The sequence below is a fragment of the Vibrio sp. 10N.261.54.A5 genome (genome assembly GCF_041471145.1).
Classification (GTDB): Bacteria; Pseudomonadota; Gammaproteobacteria; order Enterobacterales; family Vibrionaceae; genus Vibrio; species Vibrio crassostreae_C.
In genome coordinates, this window is the sequence record NZ_JBFRNU010000016.1 from 39,302 (window position 1) to 58,171 (window position 18,870).

At 44.4% G+C, this 18,870-nt stretch carries 17 protein-coding genes; 7 read left to right on the forward strand and 10 right to left on the reverse strand.

The features are described from left to right. Positions 1 to 232 precede the first annotated feature (232 nt). The 3 genes from AB4329_RS04210 (at position 233) to AB4329_RS04220 (ending at position 2,652) form a co-directional block, all read left to right on the forward strand. Entirely contained in the window at positions 233 to 820 is a 588-nt protein-coding gene (locus AB4329_RS04210) for a DUF4136 domain-containing protein (RefSeq protein WP_136981894.1), read from the forward strand. 178 nt (positions 821 to 998) lie between these two features. Beyond that, complete coding sequence (locus AB4329_RS04215) at positions 999 to 2,183, forward strand: D-alanyl-D-alanine carboxypeptidase family protein (RefSeq protein ID WP_017064476.1); 1,185 nt, start codon at positions 999 to 1,001, stop codon at positions 2,181 to 2,183. Positions 2,184 to 2,358: 175 nt separating this feature from the next. Beyond that, positions 2,359 to 2,652 (forward strand): YkgJ family cysteine cluster protein, encoded by a 294-nt coding sequence (locus AB4329_RS04220; RefSeq protein WP_080582263.1) that lies wholly within the window; start codon positions 2,359 to 2,361, stop codon positions 2,650 to 2,652. 166 nt (positions 2,653 to 2,818) lie between these two features. Here AB4329_RS04220 and AB4329_RS04225 read toward each other — a convergent pair whose 3' ends face one another. The 6 genes from AB4329_RS04225 to AB4329_RS04250 all read right to left on the reverse strand — a co-directional run bounded on the left by AB4329_RS04225 (position 2,819) and on the right by AB4329_RS04250 (position 8,424). Further along, on the reverse strand, positions 2,819 to 4,495 hold the full coding sequence (locus AB4329_RS04225) for a pseudouridine synthase (protein WP_372137698.1): 1,677 nt from the start codon (positions 4,493 to 4,495) through the stop codon (positions 2,819 to 2,821). A gap of 150 nt (positions 4,496 to 4,645) precedes the next feature. Beyond that, entirely contained in the window at positions 4,646 to 5,266 is a 621-nt protein-coding gene (locus AB4329_RS04230; protein WP_017064479.1) for a glutathione S-transferase family protein, read from the reverse strand. Between the two features lie 44 nt (positions 5,267 to 5,310). Then, positions 5,311 to 6,333 carry an NADP-dependent oxidoreductase gene (locus tag AB4329_RS04235; protein ID WP_372137699.1) on the reverse strand — a complete coding sequence of 341 codons (1,023 nt, stop codon included), beginning with the start codon at positions 6,331 to 6,333 and terminating at the stop codon, positions 5,311 to 5,313. A gap of 143 nt (positions 6,334 to 6,476) precedes the next feature. Next, complete coding sequence (locus tag AB4329_RS04240; RefSeq protein ID WP_017062643.1) at positions 6,477 to 7,067, reverse strand: TetR/AcrR family transcriptional regulator; 591 nt, start codon at positions 7,065 to 7,067, stop codon at positions 6,477 to 6,479. A 180-nt stretch (positions 7,068 to 7,247) separates the two neighbouring features. Beyond that, complete coding sequence (locus tag AB4329_RS04245) at positions 7,248 to 7,721, reverse strand: FKBP-type peptidyl-prolyl cis-trans isomerase (RefSeq protein ID WP_017062642.1); 474 nt, start codon at positions 7,719 to 7,721, stop codon at positions 7,248 to 7,250. Positions 7,722 to 7,797: 76 nt separating this feature from the next. Continuing rightward, positions 7,798 to 8,424 (reverse strand): thioredoxin domain-containing protein, encoded by a 627-nt coding sequence (locus tag AB4329_RS04250; RefSeq protein ID WP_017062641.1) that lies wholly within the window; start codon positions 8,422 to 8,424, stop codon positions 7,798 to 7,800. A gap of 258 nt (positions 8,425 to 8,682) precedes the next feature. Here AB4329_RS04250 and AB4329_RS04255 point away from each other — a divergent pair, with 258 nt between their 5' ends. Continuing rightward, positions 8,683 to 9,318, forward strand: coding sequence for an OmpA family protein (locus AB4329_RS04255; protein WP_029235219.1), 636 nt, complete (start codon positions 8,683 to 8,685; stop codon positions 9,316 to 9,318). Between the two features lie 101 nt (positions 9,319 to 9,419). Here the strand turns inward: AB4329_RS04255 and AB4329_RS04260 are convergent, their stop codons facing one another. Continuing rightward, the gene (locus AB4329_RS04260) at positions 9,420 to 9,779 is read right to left on the reverse strand and encodes a glutaredoxin (protein ID WP_017062638.1); all 360 of its coding nucleotides are present in this window, start codon (positions 9,777 to 9,779) and stop codon (positions 9,420 to 9,422) included. An 89-nt stretch (positions 9,780 to 9,868) separates the two neighbouring features. After that, positions 9,869 to 11,461: a nitric oxide reductase transcriptional regulator NorR gene (norR, locus tag AB4329_RS04265; RefSeq protein WP_017062637.1), complete on the reverse strand. Its 1,593-nt coding sequence runs from the start codon at positions 11,459 to 11,461 to the stop codon at positions 9,869 to 9,871. 368 nt (positions 11,462 to 11,829) lie between these two features. On the opposite strand from norR, the gene hmpA reads away from it, so the two are divergent. Continuing rightward, the gene (gene hmpA / locus AB4329_RS04270; RefSeq protein ID WP_017062636.1) at positions 11,830 to 13,026 is read left to right on the forward strand and encodes an NO-inducible flavohemoprotein; all 1,197 of its coding nucleotides are present in this window, start codon (positions 11,830 to 11,832) and stop codon (positions 13,024 to 13,026) included. Positions 13,027 to 13,184: 158 nt separating this feature from the next. Here the strand turns inward: hmpA and AB4329_RS04275 are convergent, their stop codons facing one another. Both AB4329_RS04275 and clcA read right to left on the reverse strand, forming a co-directional pair. Beyond that, positions 13,185 to 14,132: a TDT family transporter gene (locus tag AB4329_RS04275; RefSeq protein ID WP_017062635.1), complete on the reverse strand. Its 948-nt coding sequence runs from the start codon at positions 14,130 to 14,132 to the stop codon at positions 13,185 to 13,187. 239 nt (positions 14,133 to 14,371) lie between these two features. After that, positions 14,372 to 15,778 (reverse strand): H(+)/Cl(-) exchange transporter ClcA, encoded by a 1,407-nt coding sequence (gene clcA, locus AB4329_RS04280; protein WP_102397989.1) that lies wholly within the window; start codon positions 15,776 to 15,778, stop codon positions 14,372 to 14,374. A gap of 551 nt (positions 15,779 to 16,329) precedes the next feature. Between clcA and AB4329_RS04285 the strand changes: the two genes are divergently transcribed. Then, a complete protein-coding gene (locus tag AB4329_RS04285) occupies positions 16,330 to 17,313 on the forward strand; it encodes a GTP-binding protein (protein WP_017069160.1) in 984 nt (327 codons plus the stop codon). Between the two features lie 182 nt (positions 17,314 to 17,495). Further along, positions 17,496 to 18,782, forward strand: coding sequence for a DEAD/DEAH box helicase (locus AB4329_RS04290; RefSeq protein ID WP_017062632.1), 1,287 nt, complete (start codon positions 17,496 to 17,498; stop codon positions 18,780 to 18,782). Positions 18,783 to 18,870: the final 88 nt, after the last annotated feature.

An 18,870-nucleotide genomic window follows, 5' to 3' on the forward strand; every position in this document is an offset into this window, starting at 1 on the left:
TACCAATTCTTCTCTTCATGAGATGATTGAGGAAGCTCCGTGCCTCGAATGGTCTGGTTTTGTTTAACGGGGAGAACTATACCAACTCTGTTTTTGTGATTAAACCCCCAAAACAGACAGAGGTGAAGGTTAGCGATTACGCAAACGTTTAATGACCTTTCTATTAACATAATTACTATTTATGTTGGAGGTTGAATTGATAGTTATTCTTATATAGGTAAGGAAGCCTCGAATGATAAAACGATCCATTTGTGCAACAAAAAGCATAAAAAAAGCAGCACTATTGGCTTTGATGGCTATTGGGCTGACCGCATGCTCTACGCAAGAAATACCACCCACACACAATTATGGTGTGGTCACTAGCGGTGACTTTGGTTTCATGAAACACGGCGTGATGACGTACTCCTGGCACCCTGAGTCAGAAAAGGTTTACCTTTCTCAAAAATACGATGAAACCGTGGTAACCGATTTAGTGCGTGATTCGATTCAAGAACAGCTCTCAAGTAAAGGTTATCAGTTAAAGCAGGATGGTGTCGGTGATGTTGTTGTAGGCTTTGGATTAGCGGAAGAATCGGAACTGAACGATGAGTCTATCTTCGATGCGATTAGGCTATCTACTGGTGTGCCATTTTACGATGGTGAAGGTAAAGTCGCGGAGAAAGGGTCGTTGTACATTGCGTTTTTCGTACCTAACTCAGAGGTCGTACAATGGCAAGCATTAGCACAGTCTGGCATCCAACCTGATTTAGAGCCAAGCGAGAGCAAACAGCGTATTACTGGCTTTGTTGAAATGTTATTTAGACGCATGCCTGAGCGATAGCATTAGGCGTTGAATGCATTCGTGGAGTAAATATTAGTTGTGGAAAATATGGTCAGATCGCAGATTATACTTTTTTATTTGTAACGAATGGTACAAATACGTAAAGCAACGTAAAGTTCGCGCTTCTTTTGCTAGCATTTGTCTATACTGCTCAAAACGTTAACTTAGGTTTGATTCAATGAAACTGTTTTCCAAATACTCTCTCCCTCTATTAAGTATATTCATTGTAAGTAACGCCGCGATGGTAAGTAATGCAGCTATCGCAGCACCTTCTATAGTACCAAGCCCACCTAGCCTAGGCGCAAAAGGGTATGTGTTAATTGATTTTAATTCTGGTGATGTGCTGGTAGAAAAAAACGCACATACGAAGTTAAACCCAGCAAGCTTGACCAAACTGATGACCAGTTATGTGGCAGGTCAAGAGATGAAGCGAGGCAACATCTCTGCTGATGATCAGGTACGAATCAGTGAGAACGCGTGGGCGAAGAACTTCCCAGACTCTTCAAAAATGTTCATCGAAGTAAACACCGATGTAGCAATGATGGATCTTTATCGTGGCTTGATTATTCAATCCGGTAATGATGCTAGCGTTGCGATTGCAGAGCATGTTGCAGGCTCACAAGATGCATTCGTTGACCTGATGAACTCTTGGGCTACCTCTCTGAAGCTAGAAAACACCCATTTTGCCAATGCACATGGTTTGGATGCAGACGACCTCTATTCGACTCCTTACGATATCGCGTTACTCGGTCGTGCCATTATTCGTGATTTACCGGATGTGTATGGCTTATACAGCGAACGCTCTTTCAGTTACAACGGCATCACTCAACATAACCGTAATGGCTTGTTGCGTGATAGAAGCTTAACCGTTGATGGCATGAAAACGGGCTACACCTCTGGTGCTGGCTACAGTTTGGCGAGTTCAGCGACACAAGGTGAGATGAGACTTATCGCGGTTGTGATGGGCGCATCAAGCGTTAAGAGCCGTGAATCAGACAGCAAACAGCTGTTGAGCTACGGTTTCCGTTTCTTCGATACACTAAACCCGCATAAAGGCGGCGATCAAGTGGCTGAAGAGAAGGTATGGTTTGGTGAGCAAGACACATTGAAATTAGGTGTGGCAGAAGACACGTTCATTACGTTGCCTAAGTCAGACAGTAAAAAGCTGACTGCATCTATCGAGCTTAACTCTGAACTGAAAGCGCCAATTGCAGAAGGTCAAACTCTAGGTGTGGTTCATTACACCGTTGATGGCGAAGATGTTCAAACTCAGCCTTTGATCGCGCTTGAAGCGGTTGAACAGGGCGGTTTGTTCAAACGTTTAATAGACTACGTTAAGCTGTTCTTCGCGAGCCTGTTCTAAATAGAGCCTGTGGCGATAAGCCGCGCTGAAAAGTCGAAATATTATGGGTGTTGTGAGTGAATCACAGCGCCCTTTGTTATTTCTACATCAATGAAAACGCCGCGCCGCACTATCTTTATTAGCCGTAGCGGGCGGTTTCGATTACTATACGCAAAATTTAGCAGTGTAGTCACTTATGACGATAGATATAAAGAACGTAACCGAACCCGAAGTAACCTGTGCAAATTGTCAGGCATGCTGTTGTCGTTTAGAGGTTATGATCATCACAGATACGGGCGTACCTGAAGAGCACATCGCTTATGATGAATGGGGCGGTGAAACCATGAAGCGCTTAGACGACGGCTGGTGTTCTGCGGTAGATAGAGAAACACTGATGTGTACTATCTACGAAAACCGACCATGGATCTGTCGCGAGTTCGAAATGGGCTCTTTCGAATGTGTTGACCAGCGCAAAGATGTGATGGGCTAGGCGTCTGCAGTATTGAACTCAGTAACTAAAGTACGCTAATGAACTGTGATAATCACATTAAAATTAAATATCAGGGTTCTATACCTTAAGCAGTTGTAGAACCTTGATGCGTTTTATGAGATCAAATATTGAGTGAGATAAGAGTCTTAGCTCGATAAGTTAGAGTTTAGAACTCGGAAGGCACTTCAAACTCCATCCATTCACCGGTTGTCGGGTGAATCAACTTTAAGTAGCCAGCGTGCAGGTGTAAGCGCTCGCGTTTGTATCCGTATAAGTCGTCACCACGAATAGGTACACCAAGCCCTAATGGATGAGCACAGTGCACTCGCAGCTGGTGGGTTCGCCCTGTTTTAGGGTACAAGTGAACCTTGGTTTTGCCATTGTGAGTGCTAACCACTTGCCAATGGGTCTCTGTATTTCGGCCGTGTTGGTGACAAACCAGTTGTCTTGGTCTGTCCGTGATGTCGCCGCGCAAAGGAAGGCTGATATTGCCAGATTCGCCCGTTATCTCGCCATCTAACAAAGCGGTGTAGCGTTTCTCTACGGTTCTATTAATGAACTGCTTCTGAATATGCTTGTTTGATTCCGCCGTGAGCGCCAAGATCAACAAACCTGACGTCGACATATCCAACCTATGGATAATCAAAGGACCAGTCGCATCCGGGTAACGCGCTTTTATGCGGGTATAAACTGAATCTTCGATGAACTTACCGGGAACCGACATGAACTCTTCAGGCTTATTGACGACTACGATTTCATCGTCTTCATAAACAATATTAAAAGACTTACCAACCGCAGGGTTCACGATAAGCGGGTTATCTTCTAGCTCTATGCCACTTAACTGGTGTTCGAGGATCTCAAAGCTTTTACTCTGACAAACAGGGTAGAGGTTTGCGTGTTGTCGAATGATGTCTGTAGGCGGTAATCCCCACCAAAACTCAGATAATGCTAACGGCTTGAACCCGTGTTCAAACGCAAAGTTAAGCAACTTAGGTAGGCAGCAGTCACCAGAGCCTTCAAGCGCGTCTTTACCATCGAGCAACTCGAGTAAATTCTTAGATTGCTTGGCTTGATTGATAAAGCGATAGTGAGAGAGGCGTTGAGTTTCCAACTGTTGTGAAACTGCTTGGTGATCTTGCTTACGGTTTTTCAGTTCGCTTTCAATCAAATCAATTTGTGATTGGCGCTCTGCGATCTTCTGTTTCCACTCAATACGAAGTGCTTTTAGGTCACGTTTCTCTTGGCTACTTTGATTGCCCAGTTGTTTGAGCAAATTCGCCGCTGACTCTAGATTCCCTAAGGCTTTTTCTTGATTGGCTTGTTCTCTGAGTTCGTTACGCTGAGCTTTGTTTGCGGCCATTGCTAACTGAAAGGCTTCGATAGCTTTTGCTGATTCGATTTTTAACCCTTCAAGCTCGGCCAATAATGTGTCTAGATTGTGCGACTGTTGCAGCTTTTCAATGTCGTCCGAGAGCTGCAATTGTCGAGCAAGGTTCGCACTGTTTTGAGATTGAAACTGTTTTGAATCGAAGGCTGGTGGAACAAAGTGAATGTTGTTTAACTGAGAGACCAAAGCCGGATCTAACTGCAAGCCTGAAAACGCAGAAAGGTAACCTAACCCTTGTGTGGTTGGATTCTGAACAAGAAGCACAGCGTAGAGATTACCTTGCGAGGTTTCATTCACACCACAGTCGACAAGTGATTGCTGAAGCTGCAGCATAGCGAATTCACACACAGGGTGCGGGGTATAGTAATACGGAAACGTAAAACGAGTCGGTAGCGCTAAATCGACATTCGTGTTTGCTAGGTGCAGAGGTGTGTATTGAGCGAGGTTTGTTGGCATTAAGATCAAACTCTATGGCTGTTCAGTTAGAGTTCGGTATTGTTGTCGAAATGAAGACAAATGAGAAGCCAAAGCAGAAGATAAATCGGCTTTGGCTTCATTTAGTTTCTTGTGTTTACTCTAGCAAGCACGTGTTTGAGTGAAACTCGATCAGTTCGAGTGTTCTAGCTCTACTTGCTCAGCTTTTTGGTAAGCAGGGTGGCTCTTTAAAAGTTCACCGTATTTAGCGATGTTAGGGTAAAGCGCAGTTGCACCAAAGTTACCCACGATTTCTACGATGAACGACATCATAAAATCTGCACCTGTTAGTGTGTCTGCAACCAAGTAGGTTTTACCTTCAAGTGCATTATTCACGTAAGTGAGGATCTTTTGGTTTTCGTCGTCTGCATAACCGCCTAGGAAGTTAGTTTCGCAGCCGTCTTTCATCACAAAGATCTTAAGTAACATTGGCAAAATACCTGAACTCTCAGCGAAGTGAAGCCATTGCGAATACTCAACGTAGTTTGCGGTGCCGCGTGTAGGTGCGAACTTACCCTGACCGTATTTGTCGATTAGGTATTCCGTGATAGCACCAGATTCAGTGATCACGACGCCATCGTCTTCAATGACAGGAGATTTACCCAATGGGTGAATGGATTTGAGTTCTGGTGGTGCAAGAAAAGTGACACTGTCTCGTTGGTAGGGTTTGATTTGGTAATCTACCCCAAGCTCTTCCAATAGCCAGATGATGCGCTTTGAGCGCGACTTATTCAGGTGATGCAAAGTAATCATGATTCTACCTAGTTAACGGGTTCAGTTTATTGAATTTATTTAGCTTAGTTCGTTTTGATAACAAGCTTACCGAAGTTCTGACCTTCCAATAGGCCCATGAATGCTTGTGGCGCATTTTTTAGACCTTCAACCAGGTGCTCACGATAGTGCATCTTGCCTTGAGACAACCATTCTGTCATTTGAACAGCAAATTCGTTGTAACGGTGTGCGTAGTCATCAAAGATGATGAAACCTTGCATCTTAATTCTTTTAACAAGCAGCATACCCATCAGGCTAGACATACGATCTGGTCCTTCAGGCAGTGAAGTCGCATTGTATTGAGAGATAAGGCCACACACAGGAATACGAGCACCTGTGTTAAGCAGAGGCATTACTGCATCGAATACCTTGCCGCCAACGTTTTCAAAGTAAACGTCGATGCCGTTGTCACACGCTTTAGCCAATTGCTCCGCGAAGTCGTCAGCTTTGTGGTCGATGCATTCATCAAAGCCAAGAATCTCTTTCGCGTACTGACACTTCTCTTGACCGCCTGCAACGCCGATAACACGACAGCCTTTTAGTTTGCCGATTTGTCCAACGGTTGCGCCTACAGCACCTGTTGCTGCTGCAACGACTAGCGTGTCGCCTTCTTTAGGTTGGCCGATATCAAGCAAGCCCATGTAAGCAGTAAAACCAGGCATACCCATGATGCCAAGCGCGTAAGAAGGGTGCGTTGGTTCTTTACCTAGTTTGATAAGGCCTTCACCGTTAGACACACCAAGATCTTGCCAACCTGTGTAAGCCAGTACCCACTCGCCAATTTCGTAATCAGCGTGGTTTGATTCTTCAACCTGACATACGGTTGCGCCTACCATCACTTCATCAATCGCAACGGGATCTGCGTAGGATTTAGCATCGCTCATACGACCACGCATGTATGGGTCTAGAGAAAGGTAAACTGAGCGAAGTAACATCTCGCCGTCTTTGATGCTTGGCGCAGCTATTGTCTCTAAACGGAAGTTGTCTTGAGTCGGTGCGCCAACTGGGCGAGAAGCCAATACGATTCGGCGATTGTCTTGTTGAGTCATTGGATGTCCTTAATTGTGTATTTTATACATTTAGAATTAGACCAGTCGTCTAGTCTTGTTGTCTAAAAATCCCGCCGTCATCAAATTGATAAGAGGGCGGGTGATTTTTTTAAGTTAAAGCCAATAAAGCGCGCTGCGCGTTATTAGCTTTCACCTTTTAAAATTCGTTCGGTAAGGCTCAAAGCTGACTGTAAGCTATGTGAGCTTTGGCTCAGCTTGCTCAATAAGCTGGCGCCTAACCACATTGAGTATAGGTTCTGAGCTGCTTCTTGGCTCTCTTCAACCTTTATGGAGCCATCTTCAATACCGCCGACAATGCACTGTTCGATGGTATTCGTCACTTTTTCTGCACCCTTTAATAGCGCTTGGCGCATAGGATCAGAAAGATCAGAAACTTCCGCGCTGAGTTTAACGACCAAGCATTTATGAGCATTGCAGGTGCCGTTTTCAATCTGTGACCATCGAGTGAAATAACTGACAATTCTCTGGTAATGGTTGCCTTCACCATGAACCAAAATAGTTTCAACTCTGCTGATGTAGGTCTCAAAATAGTGCTGGATCAGAGCCTCGCCAAATTGCTCTTTCGATTTAAAGTAGTGGTAAAACGACCCTTTCGGCACGTCCGCTTCTTTAAGCAATTGCGATAAGCCAACGCCGTTAAAGCCGTTGTTCACTATTAATTGGTAGCCAACATCTAAAACATGCAGGCGTGTGTCATTCGTTTTTTCGTTCATGGGCGGTACTATAAGTTAAATTAGACCAGTCGTCTAGTGGTCGGTTTTCGAGGGTATATTTGGTCGTTGTTACAGTAGCTAAATAGCTAAATAGCTCAATATCTAAAGAGGCTTCAAATGTTCAGATATAAAAAAGCCCCGACATAGCGCGTATGTTGGGGCTTAAATCAGTAACTTCGATTATTTGATAGAGATGAGTTCTACATCAAAAATCAGAGTCGATGATGGTGGGATAGGGCCTGAACCGCCTTTACCGTAAGCTAGAGTGCTTGGAATAAATAGACGAACTTTTTGGCCTTCAACCATGTAAGTCAAACCTTCTTGCCAGCCTTTAATTACTTGCTTAAGAGCAAATGAGATTGGCTCGCCGCGCTCAACAGAGCTGTCGAAAACAGTGCCGTCGATTAGCGTACCGTGGTAGTGAACCGTTACTTTGCTGTTCTTAGTTGGGTGCTCTGTGCCTGTACCTTCTTCAAGAACAAGGTATTGAAGACCGCTTTCAGTCGTAATCACGCCTTCTTTAGTGCCGTTTTCAATTAGAAATTGTTGGCCTTGTTCGAAGTTTTCTCCGCCAGACTTATGATTCGTCCAAGTACGGTAAATCATGAAACCCGCCAAAAGAAAGACAATGACCGGGATGACAAATTTAGACATAGTAAAACCTATTTATATTGAGTGCTGAATTTCGTAGTTAATACAAAATGTGTTAATCAGTTGACTAAAGCCGTGATTATGGTTGAGTCAAAAGGTAGTTGATCGTTTTTGCAATGCCAGCAACGTCTTGGTGACCTGCTGTTAGTACTTGGTATTTACCGTTGATGATAAAGGTTGGTACTGAGTTGATCTGACCTTTTACTGAGATCTCTTCTGCTTGCTTAACGTAGTCGAAAAGAGCGACTTGCTGTTCTTTATTCAGCTGGTATGGGCTAACCAAACCACGAGAAGTAAACGCTGTCTCTAGTGCTTGTTGACGCTGCTCAGGTGTTGCATCTGCACCCATTTGAACGGCACCAAATAGGTCGTCCATGAATGCGTGGTCAGGCGTCGCATCAAGCTGCATCACTGCTGTGTAGTAGATCATTGCGCTGATTTGAGCGCTTTCGTTGAACGTCACGTGCATCTTGCCAATAGTTTGGTCTGTTAGAGATTCAATCTCTGGAATGGCACTTTCCATTTGACGGCAGTGACCACAGTTAAGAGAGAAGATTTCAGTGATCGGAGACAAGTTAAATTCTGTTAGAGCAGTAGGAAGCGCTTCGTATTGAACGCCTTTTTGTGGCTCGTCTGTTTCACTACAACCCGCGATAATGAGTACGGCAGCGAGTGCTGTGATGAATTTAGTAAATGGTTTAAACATAATGTTTGCTCTAGCGTTGAGAAGTCGTGAGATTCTAACTATTTAGTACGAATTGGAAAACAATTATAAGGTAAATAAATGCAAACAGTTCGAACTAGCGGCTGAAGACAAGCTAGTAGACGGTTAACTGTGATCAACAGCACTTTTTTGGGTTCTGCTTTCTTTTCGTCTAAAGTTTTTCCCTCGGTGCCGATATAGACATTAGTGAATGGTTTATCTGCATGAGTGGTTGGTGAAGTAATGAGATATTTAGCGATAATGTTAAGCATAGCTTTGGCTGGGTGTGAAGCCACGTCACCAACTGACTTACTTGGCGGTGACATGCTAGAGACTGCACCACAAACCGATTACGACTTGATGCATCCTGAATGGGGTGTGGTTCAAACGACTCATGTAGCAAGCAATCGTGGGTACTCTATCCAGAGTAGCACTCATCAACACAGAACCATCACGACCAACTACGGACGTGGCGTTTCGACTAACGACCCACTGGAAGTCTTTTTAAGACAAAACCGCATCGATTTTGAAGTGTTGCCGGGTAACCATGTGATGGTAAAGCTTGAGCAGCACGTGAACTTTAAAACAGGTTCAGCATTCCCTGAGCCAGCGTATAATCAATGGCTAGATACGCTAGGCAGCTACCTTGCTCAACGCCAAGATATTGATGTGGTGATTGAAGGGCACACCGATAACACGGGCACAGATCGAATCAATGATCCGCTTTCAGAGCAGCGAGCAAAAGAAGTGAAGGCTCGATTAGAGAGTAACTACGTATCAAGTCGTTCCATCTATACTCGTGGCTTCGGTGAGTATGTTCCAGCTTGTACGAACGCTTCTGCGCAAGGCAAGGCGTGTAACCGCCGTGTTGAATTGATGCTGATTGTCACGAAGTAGTCGTTTGAACTTTCGCGCCCAATTTGAAGCGATTAACGCCAAATAACAGACATAAAAAATCCCTCACATTCGAGGGATTTTTTGTATCTGACTTTTGTTGCTTATGCAAACTGCTTTTCTAAGTAAGTCACGATATCTGAAGATTCGTACATCCACTCAGTTTTACCGTCTTTTTCGATACGTAGACAAGGCACTTTCACACGACCGCCGCCAGCTTCAAGCTCAGCACGGTGTTGCTCGTTGTTTTTTGCATCACGAAGTTCAAATTGAACCGACTGACGTTTCATCGCGCGGCGCACTTTCACACAAAATGGGCACGCTTCGAATTGGTATAACGTGTGCGTTTTTGCTTGCTCATTTACTTTGCTTTGTTCTTCTTGAGAACGCTTCACACCACGTGGGCTGAAAACAAAATTCAATAACAAGATGACACGACCTAAGAACCAACGGATAAACTTCATAACTCTCTCTACATATTTAAAATTAGCGTTACAATTTGCAGCATTATATACACAAGTTTTGTCAGATGCTCGCAACAAACCGCTAATATCTATTTTGTCCGTTCGATCGTATGAGACTTAGCCACATTTAGCCCTAAACGCTTAGACAGTCGAGTCAGATTTGCTCGGTCTGTTTTCAGAACTCGCCCTGCTTGTGCCCAGTTAAAGTTGGCATCTTCCAACACCTCAGTAATGATACTGCGTTGAAAATCGTCCGTTGCACCACGTAGCCCTGCAGAAAGGTCGATCGTTGGTGTCGATAATGGTGTGTTTTTCACCTGAGTCGTCGCAATTGGCTGATCTTGGTCTAGAGGACCACAATCTTCCTTGGTGATTGTCACCAGGTTTTTATTGGTGCTGCGCGCTAACGCTTTCAATGCGGAACGACTGATCACATGCTCAAGTTCACGCACGTTACCCGGCCAACCATAACGGTTTAGGAAAGAAAGAACGTCGGAGCGGAACTTAACTTGGTTGATACCAAGCTTACGACGCGCTTGTTCTAAGAAGAAACCCGCTAATAGGCTGATGTCGTCACCACGATCTTTCAGTGCTGGCACCGCGATAGGATACACACTCAATCGGTGGTACAAATCGGCTCTGAATCGACCGTCTTCAACTTCTTGTTTTAGATCTCGGTTTGTCGCTGCCAATACTCGCACATCAATGGTTTGAATGTTGTCTTGGCCAACCGGTTGGATTTCGTTGTTTTGCAGCGCACGTAGGAGCTTACTTTGAGCGGCCAAAGGCAATTCACCAATCTCATCAAGGAACAGTGTGCCACCATCGGCTAAAGCAAATTTACCTAAGCGGTTTTTGTCTGCGCCAGTGAACGCGCCACGAACGTGACCAAACAGTTCACTCTCTACTAAGTTTTCAGAAATCGCAGCACAGTTTACGTAGACGAGCGGGTTACGTTTACGTTGAGATTGGTGGTGCAGGGTGCGAGCCACAAGCTCTTTACCAACCCCGGTGTCACCATGAATCAAGATATTAAACTCAGATGGAGCTACAACAGCGATGTCGTTCTTAAGCGCGACCATGGTGTCACTGTTACCAATCAACTCACCGCCGTCACGTTCCCACGCTTCTACGTTCAATTCTTCGAGTAATTGCTTTGACTGTTTTGCTTGATGCTCAAGTTGCGAGAAGGTCAGTGCCATCTGCATGGTTGAGGCTGCAATAGCTGCCAGTACTTCAAGGTTACGCGCCGGAATATTCGCGAAGACATCAGGTTTCAAGCTGTCTAGAGTCAGAATACCTAAGAGCTTATCGCCAAATAGCAAAGGCAAGCCCATACAAGCATGCATTGGTAAATCGCCATCATGGTCAATAAGCAAACCATCGAAAGGATCGGGTAAGGAGCTGTCAGCATCGAAACGAACAGGAGAGCGAGACGCGCAGATCTCTTCAAACCGTGGGTGTTCTGAAATGATAAAGCGACGACCGAACGTATCTCGGCTGAGCCCTTGCATTGCGATAGGTACTAGCGTGTCGCCTTGAAGGCTTAAAAGCGCGACACAATCACACGTTATGGTTTTGCGAATGGCATCGATCAGGCGATTGAAACGATCTTGATCGTTGACACCACTTGCGAGGCCAATGGTCATTTCCATGAGGGTAGATGCGGAGATATCTTGCATAAAAAACTCTAACTGTGTGTGTTTATCTACACAATAGAGTCTTATTGACTTAAAAAAAAGGTCTTTTTGACATTTTTATAAGATGAGTTTTGAGAAGAAAACCAGTAATGACGGGGATTGATAAAGTTGGCACTGATTGTGCAGAAGATACAGAGAAGCCCAATTATAGCGCTGATTAAACAGACTATTCTTGATCTCAATCAATCAGGTTGCATTAATCAGGTTTCGCGATTTTTTGAAATGAAAACGAGTCAAAATAACTCAGTTTCTAAAAATAACTAAGGTTTCAGAAAATCGATAAGTCATTCTTAATTTTTAGTAGTCAAAATGACATATAGGTCATAAGGCTCAGTGTTCGGAGTAAATTCATGCTTAACAATGCACATATCGAAATCATCAAATCTACTATTCCTCTACTTGAGAGCGCAGGCCCAGCTTTAACTCAGCATTTTTATCAACGTATGTTCACGCATAACCCTGAGTTGAAAGATATCTTCAATATGACTCACCAAAGAACAGGTCGCCAAGGCGTAGCACTGTTTGAAGCTATCGCGGCATATGCAAAGAACATTGAAAATCTAGCAGCGTTAACAACTGCCGTTGAACGTATTGCTCAGAAACACACAAGCTTTAACATTCAACCAGAGCACTACCAAATTGTTGGTTTGCACCTGATTGAGACATTACGTGAACTAGCTGCTGACGCCTTTACTCCAGAAGTGGAAGAAGCATGGACAGCCGCTTACCTATTCTTGGCGCAAGTATTCATCGATCGTGAAGCTGAACTTTACCTACAGCGTAAGCAAGCTGTTGGTGGTTGGGAAGCAGCGCGTGCGTTTGTGATTGCAGACAAAATCGAAGAGTCAGCGCTAGTAACAAGCTTTATCCTTCAGCCAAAAGACGGCGGTGAAGTTCTGGATTACACACCAGGTCAATACATCGGTATCGAAGTGAAACCAGAAGGCTCTCAATACAGCGAGATTCGTCAATACTCACTGTCTGATAAGCCAAACGGCAAGCAATACCGTATTTCTGTTAAACGTGAAGGACAAGGCCAAGAGACACAAGGCGTTGTATCTAACCACCTACACGATACGGTTGCTGTTGGTGATGAGGTTAGCCTATACGCACCAGCGGGTGACTTCATGTATCAAGAGCGCAGCAAGCCAGTAACACTTATCTCTGCAGGTGTTGGTGTAACGCCAATGCAGTCTATGCTTGAGTTCCTAAACACGGAAGATAAAAACGAGCCAGTACTTTACCTTCACGCTTGTGAGAACGTAGGCCAACACTCTTTCACGACTCGTGTTAAAGATATTGTTGCCGACAAAGGTTGGGAAGCGAAAACGTGGTACATGAACAAAGATGAATCTGCATGTGAAAACACGCATCAAGGTCAAATGGATCTAGCGTCTATCTCTGATACTAAAGGCTTTGAAGAGAGCGATTTCTACATCTGTGGTCCTGTTGGTTTCATGAAGAACATCGTAGAGCAGCTAGATGCAATGAAAGTTGACCGTTCACGCGTTCACTACGAAGTATTCGGCCCTCACGCTAACTTCTAATAGGTCTCGGCATTTCTAGTAACACTAGCCTGAACTATTAATACCTTGCCTATTCAAAGGCCTCACAGTGTGAGGCCTTTTTGGGTTTGGTTGGTTTTGTCTGACATCATCGACTACTGCAGAACACGATGGTTCAGCTAAGATCTTTTCGCTTCTATCTAAGAACGTTTCATCTTCTTGGACATGTAGTCGGAATCGAAAAACTCAGGCCAGTACATTTTTACGTAACCACCGGCAACCCAAATCACTAGAATGGTGGCGATGGTTAGCTCAAAGAAACCAAACTTGTGTAGCCAATACCATTGTGGGTATTCCGCGCCGAAAAATGTAGTTAGACGATGCATGGCAATAGCGCTGATCACAGATGGGAAGGTGACGGCAGCAATCGAAGGTTGGAACTTCAAACGCATCAGGCGGATGTAACACAAGTAAATCAACAAAGTCATGGTGATGGCAATGCCCGCCAATGCACCTGTTAGAATCGGGTCTGGGTTGTCGAAGTTAACCAAGTAAGCGGCTAAAGATAAGTTAACCGGAGCTGCCATGATAGCGAGTGTTGGTCTTGCTCGGCGAGGAAGATTGCCTTCGAACACCAAGCGGTACAACACCACTGGCAACATAAGGAAATAGATACCAATACAAGTGACCGCAAGTGTTTCTGAAAATACGGTGTGCCCGAACTGTGTGCCAGCTAAGGAACTGCTGATCAAACCGACCGGATACAGAAACCAACTCGGTACAATGTTCGACATTTTGAAGTTGATGATCTGAAAACTGAAGAACAACACCATCATGGTAAAGTGAAGCAATAGCGCGCAGAACCAAACTGGGTAGGCGATAGCTGGCGATATCTCGGCTAAATAGTCGCACAGAATCAGTAAAGCCATGCTCATTGGTGCCATCAAGCTTCCGCTTAACGGGTGGCGAATATCATTAAGGAAGGTATTAAAGCTCGTTAAATAGCGCAGTAAAACAGGCAGCAATAATAGCGCGCCGAATGCAGCGAGGTAGGGACGAATTATCTCACCAATGCCCGGGATATATAACGCCCAAGCTTGTCCTAACCCAATAACGCCAAGTGCTAAAGACGCCTGAGATGGCGGCACATTTTTTACTTGGGTTAATCTTCTCCAGTTCAACGACTTGCTCCGACTTAGTTAATTACAGAATATTGGACTATTTGCCTTAGTTAGAGTGTGTAGGTCTTCCATCAATAGATTTTGAGGGCACTCAACTAATTTTGAGTGGATGATACCAAGTTTAACGTTTGCTTTTTTGATTTTGATACGGAATCGGGAGATTAAGCACGTTGAATGTGTGCTTTTGTTTCATGAGTCATTTGTAATTAACGTACTTCCTCTTGTTGAGGGAGATCTTGTTGTCTTAGTTTTTCGTTTTTCAGCGTACGGTTAAGCAGTTGACTGTAAATTGGCTGCCCACCTAACATTTGAGCAATGATTACCGCACCTAAGCAGGTGATGATCAACGGCAGGATCAGGTAGTAGTTATTGGTCATTTCGATAACCAACAGTATGCCAGTGATAGGCGCTCGCACGGTGGCGGCAAATAATGCTCCCATGCCAGCAATGGCAAACATACCCGGTTCAATATTCAGTTCGGGAAAGAATGCCGCTGCGATAAGCCCGAACGCATAACCAAAGAGTGTTCCTAGCGCAAGCATTGGTGCAAAGATACCGCCTGGCGCACCAGAGCCGAAACAAAGCAGAGTAGTGAGGACTCGGCCTAAGAAAATCAACAGCAACACATTGGCGCTGTAGCTGCCATTCGTGATGTTCGGGATGATACCAATACCACCACCAGTTAATTCAGGTATATAGAGCAGCAACAAGCCAAAGCAACCACCAAGTAGGGTACCTGTCATCAAGTAGCGTTTACGGTCATTCTTGTGGATCGCCACAAACAGGTCTTGGGAAAGCGTAATCAGCTTATTGAAAATTACACCAAACAGACCGAATAACACTCCTAACAATAAGAATAACCAAAGTGCGTCGAGTTCAGGCGGCTGGTACTGAGGCATTGTAATAACGGCAGATTGGCCATTGATAGAACGAAATACAATGTTGGCTGAAACTGCTGAGATGATGACGGCTTTGATTGATATGAGTGAGTAGCGAAACTGTGGTCTCATCTCCTCAACCACAAACATGATGCCAGCTAGCGGTGCATTGAATGCGGCGGCTAAGCCACCAGCGGCACCTGAAGCCAACAGTGAATGGCGAGTGTCATCATCTTTGACTCGAAAGATATCTGTGACCATACGACCGATACTGCCGCCCATTTGAACGGTTGGCCCTTCGCGGCCTAAAACCATACCAGAGCCTAACGCGCCCATGCCGCCAAAGAATTTTACGGGTAATACTCTCCACCATCGAACAGGGCGCATGCCGTCCATTGCACCTTCGATTTCAGGGATACCTGAACCAGCAGCTTCTGGAGCAAAGCGATGAACGAGGAAATAGCCAATAAAGGCGAATGCAGCACTAATAAGGAAAGCGGCCAACCAAAGGGGTAAATAGCTACCGATTTCATCTTTAAGCCAATCGGTACGAGTTTCTGTGATGAAATGAACCGCGACTTCGAAATAGGTACCCACTACGCCAGCAAGTACACCGACAATACAAGAAAGAAAGAGAACTGAAGCTGGGGTCTTATCTCTTGAGAGAAATTGATTAATAGCATCCCTTGGCATTTTTGCTAATAAGGACTGCTTAATTTTCTCTCTTCTGGTCATAGAAATAAGTTTCCTGAATGAGTTAAGGCGGGGTTGCATTAAATTATACGCTTCCTCCGCATATCCTATAGCAACAAAGATGAAAAGTTGAATTTCATTTATGGAATGTGCGTGTTACATAAATGGAATCTATGGGCAATTGTGGAATCGCCGTCACAATTTTGATCGATTCTCTGGTGGTGGCTTGAATATCCCCAAAAATGAACCATAGTTAAATTGTAAAGCAACATAACGAACCGCAAGGAGAAGTGAGGTTTTACACACAATTTGGATGGATTCAGAAACAAAGTTTTAGTTCCTCGTTAAATGTTCAGGTCGATATTTAAGGCTTCCTGATTCGCGAACTCACGATTGAGTAACGAGGGTGAGGCGTACTGAGTAAGTACGCCTTTAGTTCGTCTGGAGCATTCATTTCCTCATTCCGCTTCTACTGCTTTATCTCTTCTGATTATTTTCGCGCCAACCTCTATTAACGAATCTCAGTGTAAACAATCGATTGGGGTCAACTTTTTGGTGATTGAGTATATACTCCCTTAAAAAGGAGAACTGATATGACTAAAAAAGTTCCTACAAACATCATTACGGGTTTCTTGGGTGTTGGTAAAACGACAGCCATCTTAAACCTGCTAAAAAATAAACCTGAGAATGAAAACTGGGCTGTTCTGGTTAATGAGTTCGGGGAAATCGGTATTGACGGTGCATTAATGACAGATCAAGGCGCTTTGATTAAAGAAGTGCCGGGTGGATGCATGTGCTGTACTGCGGGCGTGCCTATGTCAGTGGGTATTAATGCCTTACTTCGCCAAAAGCCAGACCGTTTATTGATTGAGCCGACAGGGCTTGGTCACCCTAAACAGGTTATAGCGACACTGACTTCCGATCAGTACACACCATATGTCGATTTAAAAGCGACGCTTGGTTTGGTTGACCCACGAAATCTGTCTAATGAAAAGTACACCTCGAATCAGAATTTTAATGATCAACTAAATAGTGCAGATGTGATTCTTGGTACTAAGGTTGACCTTGTTCATTCTGAAGACATCGATGTGTTCAATGATTGGGTGACGGATCAAACGCCAGCAAAAGTCTTCCATAAGCTAATTCACGATGGTGAAGTGCCATTGGAAGTGTTAGACATTGAAAGAGTATACGGCAGTGCTTCATCTCATATTGAAGCGCATCATCACGATCACGCTGAACAAGAGCCTCAATTCCAACTTCCTCCTGGTGAAGCTTTCATCCGTAAAGAGAATAAAGGACAGGGCTATTTCAGTTGTGGTTGGTTGTTTGGCGCAGAGCATAAGTTCGACTTCGATGCGCTATTCTCTATGTTGTCAGATCTAACGGCCGAGCGTGTAAAAGCTGTCGTGAACACCGACCAAGGTTGCTACGCATTCAATGTGGCGAATCAAGTCGTGTCTGTGAACGAAATTACGCTTGATGGCTTTGAATCTCGACTGGAAGTGATCGACTCGCAGCTCATGCCATGGGGCGATCTCGAGCAGATTCTACTCAAGCTGTGTGGCATCAAATAGCCCTGTTTTTGCTGTTTGAACCAAGGATCTTGGTGTTTACCTCGTTGAAGGCGGGATAAACACCAGATTAAATGAGAAAGTTTGCGTTATATCACGATAAATGTGAGATAAATCACTCTAATTACTTTATAGTGCTCGGCTGAAATAAGAATGTAGGCTGTCTGCTTAAGGAACCCGTAACAATGTCATTTTCCTCTCAAGGTTTTGCTCCTGAATTAGTCAAAGCGTTGACTGAGTGTGGTTATGAAAAACTCACTCCAATTCAACAAAAAGCGATTCCAATGGCTCGTAAAGGCCATGATATTTTTGCTACTGCTCAAACCGGTACGGGTAAAACAGCGGCATTTTCATTGCCTGTTATCCAACACCTTTTGAACAGCGGTAAAAAGGCGTCTAGAGGAACGGCTCGCGGCCTTATTCTTGCTCCAACTCGTGAGCTTGCTGCGCAGATCGCTCAAAACATTAAAGACTACGTTAAATACACAGATCTAAGTGTTTCTGCGGTTTACGGTGGTAACAAGATGTCTTCACAAGTTCGTCAACTAGAACTGGGTGTGGATATTTTGGTTGCAACACCTGGCCGTTTAGAAGAGCACTTAGAAGCGGGTAACGTGTCTATTGCTAACCTAGAATTTCTAGTATTTGATGAAGCTGACCGTATCCTTGATATGGGCTTTATCAATGCCGTTCGTAAGATCATGTTGGATGTAGAAACATCACCGCAAATCATGATGTTCTCTGCAACGACTTCTACTCAGTTAAACCAACTGTCTGTTGATATTCTGCGTAAACCAAAACGTATTAGTGTTGAGCGCGAAAACTCAACGGCTGCTACTGTCGGCCACGTGGTTTACCCAGTGGATCAAGAGCGTAAAACAGAACTGCTTTCTGAGCTGATTGGTCGTAAAAACTGGCGCCAAGTGCTTGTTTTTGTTAACTACAAAGAAACAGCGAACGATGTAGTTAAAGAGCTTAAGCTAGACGGCATTAAAGCAGTATTGTGTCACGGTGATAAAGCGCAAAGTGCTCGTCGTCGTGCTCTAGACGATTTTAAAGAAGGTAAAGCGCGTGTAATGGTAGCAACCGACGTTGCGGCTCGTGGTCTTGATATCGAAGACTTACCACACGTAATTAACTACGACATGCCTTTCCTAGCAGAAGACTATGTTCACCGTATTGGCCGTACAGGTCGTGCAGGTAAGCAAGGTCACGCTGTCTCTTTCGTTAACCGCGAAGAAGAGCTGACTGTCGTTCAAGTTGAAAAACTGATTCAACAGCGCATTCGTCGTGTTGAACAACCGGGTTATGAACCGAAGAAACGTGATGCTTACATCGAGAAGCTGAACACTAAATCGGCTTACAAAAACCGTCAGGGTCGTAAGAACAACGCGAACGAAGAGCCACAAGATCAAGCAAGCGCTGAACGTCGTTTGACTATGATGAAGCGAATTAAAAACCGTCGTAAGTAATTACGGTTGGTGATTGAAAAGAGCCACTGTTATGTGGCTCTTTTTGTTTGTATTGATCGCAATATTGTTTATTGTCATTACTGCTTCG